General features: G+C 60.1%; 1 pseudogene. It reads left to right on the forward strand.

Features of this window, described 5'->3' with window-relative positions:
• Nucleotides 1–218: 218 nt before the first annotated feature.
• A pseudogene (locus tag KJQ96_RS38515) lies at nucleotides 219–643 on the forward strand (transposase); the annotation flags it as partial.
• Between the last annotated feature and the right edge of the window lie 355 nt (nucleotides 644–998).

The raw sequence follows: 998 nt of genomic DNA on the forward strand, positions 1-998 counted from the left end.
GCAAGGAATCAGACTCGCTCCCTCTTGACCAGTCACTACTCAGACAGGCTCCTAGCCGCCGAGGCGGTGGCGCATCGCGCCAGCCTTGAGCACGGTCGATCACCGGTCTACCTTAGACCGCCGTCCTCCGTCGAGCAGCGGTGGACTTTTCGGTGATGTGACGATCACGTCGCTGTGTGCCGCGTTTTCCCCGGAGCCACGCCGAGGAGCGTCTCTAGATGCGGCGGAAGCTGAGCCGGCCTCTGGTCGAGGACCTTCAGGTCGATATGCGCGAGCAACTCGCCAAGCTCTCCCGGGGACACGACCTGGCCAAGGCGTTCAACTACATCCTGAAGCGATGGGCGAGCTTCACGCTGTTCCTGGAGGACGGACGTGTGTGCCTTTCCAACATGCCGCCGAGCGCGACCTAAGAGGCATCGCACTTGGCCGAAAGGCTTGGCTGTTCTGCGGATCTGATTGCGGACGGCGACGCGCCGCAGTCATGTACAGCTAGATCGTCCCGGCGAAAATGAGCGGCATCGGCCCGCTGGCGTGGTTGGCCGATGTCCTTGCCGGCATCGCCACTCATCCGGCCTATCGGCTGTACCAGCTTCTGCCCTGGAACTGGACGCCGGCATCAGCGATCTCTGCTCGGGCGGCATGACCACCTACGTCAACAAGGTCCATCACGTCGCCACCATTGCCAAGGTCGCCAAGGACCCGGCGAAGATGAAGATTGGCTGTGGGACATCGCCAATGAAATAATGGAGATCGAGGACAGGGTCTTCTGGGTCTATGGTGTCGGAGAAGAGGCGTCCAGGTGTTCACCGACTTCGGAATCGATGACCTGATCGAGCTCATCAAGAGTACCCTGGACTGCTCAAGTATATTGCTCCCTCGGACATCACCGCGCCTCTGGGGAGCGAGCAGGAGCGCTACTGAGCCTTTTGATCCAACTTTCCCCTCTAGATTAGCGTTTTCTTGGTTCGAATCATATCAGGCGGCGTCGGCGAGTTTGT

Source organism: Bradyrhizobium sp. sGM-13, assembly GCF_018398875.1.
Classification (GTDB): Bacteria; Pseudomonadota; Alphaproteobacteria; order Rhizobiales; family Xanthobacteraceae; genus Bradyrhizobium.